This window comes from Rahnella sp. Larv3_ips, from assembly GCF_003697865.1.
GTDB lineage: Bacteria > Pseudomonadota > Gammaproteobacteria > Enterobacterales > Enterobacteriaceae > Rahnella > Rahnella rivi.
Window position 1 is genome coordinate 457353 of sequence record NZ_MJIB01000014.1, and the last position, 6719, is coordinate 464071.

Annotated in this window: 4 protein-coding genes; all 4 read left to right on the forward strand. The window is 50.9% G+C overall.

What is annotated here, in order from left to right:
• Nucleotides 1–1039: sugar porter family MFS transporter (locus ED901_RS18680; RefSeq protein ID WP_122096956.1), on the forward strand; the 1039-nt coding region annotated here is incomplete at its 5' end.
• A 239-nt stretch (nt 1040–1278) separates the two neighbouring features.
• Nucleotides 1279–3789, forward strand: coding sequence for a type VI secretion system Vgr family protein (locus ED901_RS18685; RefSeq protein ID WP_122096842.1), 2511 nt, complete (start codon nt 1279–1281; stop codon nt 3787–3789).
• Nucleotides 3789–5906, forward strand: coding sequence for a DUF3274 domain-containing protein (locus ED901_RS18690; protein ID WP_122096957.1), 2118 nt, complete (start codon nt 3789–3791; stop codon nt 5904–5906). The genes ED901_RS18685 and ED901_RS18690 overlap by 1 nt, the downstream gene beginning before the upstream one ends.
• 12 nt (nt 5907–5918) lie before the next feature.
• Nucleotides 5919–6665: a hypothetical protein gene (locus ED901_RS18695; protein ID WP_122096843.1), complete on the forward strand. Its 747-nt coding sequence runs from the start codon at nt 5919–5921 to the stop codon at nt 6663–6665.
• The last annotated feature ends 54 nt before the right edge of the window (nt 6666–6719 follow it).

A 6719-nucleotide genomic window follows, 5' to 3' on the forward strand; every position in this document is an offset into this window, starting at 1 on the left:
AGAAATCGTACCTTCAAACCGCCGGTGGCAGTTTGTGACCTTGCAGGAACTGATGATCGTCTCCGGGCAGCTGATCGCCTACACCAGTAATGCGGCGATTAACGAAGTCTGGGGCGGAGAAACCACCTGGCGCTGGATGCTGGGTGTCGCCTGCGTACCGGCGGTTATTTTGTGGGTCGGGATGCTGTTCCTGCCGGATACACCGCGCTGGTACGCCATGCATGGCCGCTATCGCGAAGCGCGTGACGTGCTGGAACGCACCCGTAAAGCGGGCAAAGTGGAGAAAGAACTGAGCGAAATCCGCAGCTCCATGAGTTCCAAAAGCGAGAAGCATTCCCGCCGCCAGAAAACCATTTCTGTGTGGATGAAACGCCTGGTGTTTCTGGGGATTGGTATCGCCATGCTGCAACAACTTTCCGGCGTGAACACCATCATGTTCTACGCGCCGACCATGTTGCAGGCCACAGGGCTGAGCACCAACGCCTCGCTGCTCGCCACCATCGCCAACGGCGTAATCTCGGTGATCATGACGTTTGTCGGCATTATGCTGCTCAGCCGTTTTGGGCGCCGTCCGCTGCTGCTGACCGGTCAGATTGGTTGTACCTGCACCCTGCTGGCGATCGGCCTTATCACCTGGCTGATGCCGGAAACGGTAAATGGTCATCCGGATACCCTGCGCAGTTACCTGGTGCTGGGCGGCATGCTGGTGTTCCTGTGCTTCCAGCAGGGCGCGCTTTCGCCGGTCACCTGGCTGTTGCTGTCAGAAATGTTCCCGATGCGCATCCGCGGTATGGCTAATGGTGTCTCGGTATTTGCCATGCAAATGACAAACTTCTCCATCGCCTTTATGTTCCCGATCATGCTGGAATCCATCGGACTGACGATGTCCTTCTTCTGCTTTGCCGCCATCGGCGTCGCAGGCGGGATATTTGCGATCATTTTCGCCCCGGAAACGCAGGGCAAAACGCTGGAGCAGATAGAGAAACATTTTAAAAAGAACTTACAGGACGAACCCGCACCAGAGGCGTCGGGCAGCTAATCCGTTTTTAGCGGCGCAGGGACGCGCCTTCCTATTTATAAAGTTTTTATTACGCACACATCTCCATTTATATCCCCTATCAATCAATGAAATCACCGCAACAAACTAATCTTTGCCGTTCGTGATTTTCCGACTTTTCTTTCTATAAATTTCACTTAATGAAGCATATCATTCGAGGGGGACAAGGATTTTTGTCTATGCCGGGTTCAACATGAGTTGTTCAAAAGGGACTTAAAACAATGAGCATTCAGGATTACATTCTTGCAGGCACTCAATTACCGATCCACAACCATTACCAGTTAAGATTTAAACGGCTGGAATCTCAGCAGCCCGGCGTCGATATTTCGGTGCTCAAGTTCAGCGGCAGCGAGGCCATCAGCGATATCCTGCGCTATGAAATTGAGTTCACCAGCGCGGTGAAAGACATTCCCGCTCAGCATATCATCAACTATTCCGCGCTGTTCCTGATGTACCCCGACGGCAAGCCGTGGGAATCGGTTAAACCACGCATCATCCCCGGCGTCATCACGCAGTTCCGCCAGTGCAGCACTTCTGCCGATGAAACCCGCTACGTCGCCACGCTTGAACACCGCGTCACCCGGTTAAATCAGGGCAGCAACAACGCGATTTACCAGAACGACAGCGTCATCAGCATGACCGAAAACACCTTCCTGCGTTACAACATGGACCGGCTGGATTTTCGGTTTGCGCTCAATGACCGGTACCCGCTGAAAAAATTCATGATGCAGTTCGGCGAAAGTGAGTACGCCCACATTGCGCGACGCCTGGCAGACAGTGGCATCTCGTACTTCTTCGAATATGACGAAGAGAACAACTGCGACGTCATGGTGCTGGCCGACCATTCCTACGCCTGGCCTGAATCCGTTGCCATCCCGTTCCGCAACCCGGCGGGCATGTTCGACGGCGGCCTGGAATCAGTGTGGGAGATGTCGGTCAGCCGTAAATCTATCCCGAAATCTGTGACGGTTAACGACGACTATTATCCCGCTGCGCAAAGCGATATGACCGGCACAGCGGAGACCAATCCGGACTATCCGGCGCTGGTGGCCGAAGATTACCGCTGGGGTGAGTACTATCCTGAGCCGGGCAAGGAATACAACAGCGAGCCCGGCCAGGGCATGTGGTACGCGAAGCGCCGTCAGGAGCGCTACCTCAGTGAGCAAATCACCTTTGAGGGCAAGTCCAACTGCATGACGCTGCGTCCGGGGATGGTCATCACCACGCCCGGTAAAGACTGGCCTGAAGCGCCGGACGGCTTGCTGATAGTTTCCACGAACTCTACAAACGTCGCCCGCGATACGGCGTACTTCGTCACCTTCACCGCCGTTCCGCGTAATACCCGGCATCCGTACCGCCCAGCCTTGCTGCCGTGGCCGACCGTCACCGGCACGCTGCCTGCCCGCATCTCCAGCGCGCATCCGGACGAACCTTACGCCCACATCAACGCCGACGGTTTGTACCGCGCCCAGTTTGGTTTCGACCGCACCGAATGGCAGAAAGGCTTTGAGAGCTGCTGGCTGCGCCTGGCGAAACCCTATTCCGGTGATACTTACGGCTTCCATATGCCGCTGCTGGATTCCACCGGCGTGGCGATTGCCTTCGAGAACGGCGACGTTGACCGGCCTTATATCGCCTGTGCGCTGCATGATTCAACGCACCCGGATCATGTGGCGTTGCCGAACTACAAGCGCAACGTCATCCGCACTCCTTCTGGAAATAAGATTCGACTTGAGGATCAACGCGGCAAAGAACATATAAAAATCAGCACGGTACATTCAGGTAAGAGCCAGCTCAGTCTGGGACACCTGGTGGACAGTGCCAGAAAACAACGAGGTGAAGGCGCAGAATTGCGAACTGATGCCTATGTTGCCGTTCGCGGCGGTAAAGGCGTGCTGCTTTCTACCGAGCCGAAGAACAGTGCTCAGGGACAGCAACTGGATATGGATGCCGCCATTGCCCAGCTTGAAAAAGCCCTGGCTCTGGCCAAAACCCTGAAGAGTACCGCCGATATCGCTCAGGCGTCTCCGGCAGAAACCACCGATCAGGAGTTGCTCAAGACAGACCTCACCAAACTCGCTCAACCCGGCGTCGTCGTTTACGGCGATGCCGGAATTGCGCACACCACGCCGAAAACGATCCAACAAACTGCAGGGAAGAATCTGGTGGCCACCGCAGGCCAGGATGTCAGTTTCAGCGTATTCCGTCGTTTCTCGGTAGCCGCCGGGGAACTGTTCTCCGTATTTGCGAACAAGTTAGGCATCAAGCTCATCGCCGCTGCAGGAAAGGTGCAGCTACAGGCGCAAAAAGACCAGATGGAGCTGACCTCTTTTGAAGACATGCAGATCACCAGTACCAACGGTCGCATTGTGCTGAACGCAAAAAAAGAGCTGTTGCTGATGTGTGGCGGGGCTGGGATCCGCATTAAGGATGGAACGATCGAAGAGCTTGCTCCTACCCGTATTACCCAAAAGTCGCCGGTACTGGAGTATCAGGGTGGGGATAGCGTGAAGCAGGCGATGCCAACCTTTAATCAGGGGGACTTTGGTATGAAGTACAAACTACATATCAATGGTGACCCATCGCATGTTCTCAAGAACCAAAAGTTCCGGGTTCATCGCCAGGATGGCTCTGTCTCTGAGGGTATAACAGATGCAAACGGTGAGTCCTCTCTATTGCAAATGAGTGAACTGGAAAATGTCGCCATTGAGTTGATCAAGGGAGTGAAATGATGGCTGATTCATGCTCTAACATTCGTAATCCAAAGCTTCTTTCAGAAGGTGATATTTGTCGTCCAGTCACATCCGGGAAGGCACTGATACAGGAGTGCGGTGTACAACCACCGCTGCCCTGCATTGTTATTTTGGTACACGGGGTCAATGACGTAGGCGAAGCCTACGAAAATCAGGACGTCGGTATTTGTGCCGGACTTAACACGCGCCTTGGCCGCACTGATATGCATCATCATGAGTGGAAACAGCATGATTTTATGATTTCCGACGCAGACGGAAACATCACAACAGAAACCTGTGCAGTGCAGGATCAGACATGTGTTGGTGTCGTTAACCGTTCTCCGGTGATCCCTTTTTACTGGGGATATAAGCCGGTCGATCATGATGCATTTGTGCAAGACCAGAAACGCTATAAATCCGAGCTGCTAAAAAAGGGTAATGACGCCGACTTACCCTACGATACCTATCGTGAAAACGACCAGAAAAAGTTGAAGGCGCATAACAATGCCAAAATCGACAATCTGAATAACTGGCTGGATCCTTTATCCGCTAAAGGTGGCGATACGTTTGCGAACGCCACCACCAATATCCCGGATATGTTTGGTCCGGGAGCCGCAGGGCCGATACTGGCTATGATTGGGAAACTGATGTCGCGTACTGAAACGTTCAATTTGAACAATAAGGACTGGAGCCATCCAATCTATCAGAACCCGCACCGCATTTATCAGGCTTATGCAGCACGACGGTTGGCGGATTTGATATTGGATATTCGCCGAAATCAGGATACACAATCCGACACCATCAATATCGTCGCTCACAGTCAGGGGACGATTATCACCATGTTGGCCAATATGTGGGTTGAAGCTGAAGGATATCCTACCGCTGACTGTGTAATCCTTAATCACTCTCCTTATGCACTGGAAAATCGCTGGCTGGAAAACTTTATGCCAGGCAACCAGCAAACCAGTGATGCGCGACAAAAGACTTTTGCTCATTTCTGCGAGTTGATGGCGAAGAATCCAAACGCACCGCAGGGCACCCTTTCTCATAACAGTGCCTATATTCAAAAAATAATGGATACAGGCTGCCTGGCTAAAAAGGCAAAGGAAACTATCTGGGAAAGTGCCCTTTATAACCGCAATAACTTTGGTCGGGTTTATAACTATTTTTGCCCTAATGACCAGGTGGTATCCATGTCACCGATTCAGGGGTTTGGCTGGAGAGGTATTCCGGACAAAATTAAGGCACAGCTCGGCGATAATCTCTATCAACGTGTCTTCTGCAAAGATGTTTGGGTCGGTGACAAAACGGGTTTCCATTACACAATGCCACCACGTCAGGCTGATGATTCTAAAGATACGGGCTATTCCTATACCGACGTCACTATCAACGCGCCGGTACTACCTGAGCCGTTTCAGTTTGCACTAATGGCGCAGGGTAAAGATAACTATAAAGCCAAAATGGCCGGTAACGACCCTGAGATAGCCAAAGCAGCAATGAAAGCGGAGAAGTTTATCCCGGAAACGGTTGATGTACCCAATAGCCCGCTCTTTTATGGGATGAGGTCAAACGGGAGCGTTCTAAGTCCAGAACAGTTGGAAGAGCTGAATGCCACGTATGCCCCTAAAAAGTTTGTTTCAGGAATAGTGACTGGACACAGAGACTCATTTCAGCAGCTTATTCTCCAGCGGGAAATGACAAATGATGAGTTAACTGCTGCGGTGCAAATGGATGTTTCCTACAGCCAGCATTCATCGATTGTCGCCAGTGATAAAGCCCCGTCCCATGCAATGGTCTACGACTTAGCGATCGGACAATGTGAGGCATTTGAAAATCAGGAGTTCTGGGAGAAATTGCTACTTCAGGCCGACTGGAGAAGACCAGAAAACCCCGAGCCCAAAATAAAACAATATTATATAGAGGGAGTATTACCTTACGAAGACATCAAACAGTTCATGAATAAGCCCGAATTGGACAAGGGGATGCCGATTGGAGAAGAGTTTGGTGTAAAGAACGATTATGGATCCCGCCAGATGGTTAAGCCTGGCAATCATCGTGATATGGAAAATACAACGGTTCAGCTTTTGCAGTGGGATATGCCCAAACCTCAGGTCTGACAGGGAAGATATATGCAAACGTTAAAAATGGCGGGTGTGCTTATTCTGGTAATTAACATCGGAGCATGTCAGGCCACACCTCAGCCCCCCCCGACGCAAGTCGTCTATCGATTTGATGATCATCGTTATCTGGAACTGACAGGATTCAACTGTCAGGGAGGGTTACGGTATATAGATACTCAACGAGGTATCCAACATCAGATTTATGACGTTTCAACAGGGTACCGGATTTTCACCAAGAAATTTGTTCATCCTTCCGAACGCTATATTGCAATTACCTCATATGAAGGAGGCGGTTTTGCCATTTCAAAAGATTATGGGCAGACGTGGGATGGTGCTCGTTTTTCACCTGGTGGTGGAGCAATACGATATAAAGGCTCTAATCCTACTCGTGAAGAAATTGAGTCATTCACAGTATTCAACGATCAGGGATTTATGCTGACAAAAGCTGGTGATATTTACATGAGTTCCAAACCCTTTGATGATCCACGTCTTGAGCCTGGAGGAAGTGGGATTGACTATTCCTTCACGACAAGGCGAGGAGTGTTACAAACCAACCATATGCGTCCAGGTTATGGTGGAGGTAAATGGGGAACAGAGTATTCGTCATGGAACTCTTTTGCTGGCCCTGATCATTGGACTACAGACACTTATAGAAGAAATTTTCAGGGTATCCCTAATAAAGTCCCCGAAGTCAAAAACTATACCGGCTGGGATCATATGCGCTGTGACCCGAATTTAGGATTGGCTTCAAAATGATGCTTATTCAAAGAACTGGCATAGCCCTTATGGCGGCCTTAATCAGTGCATGTC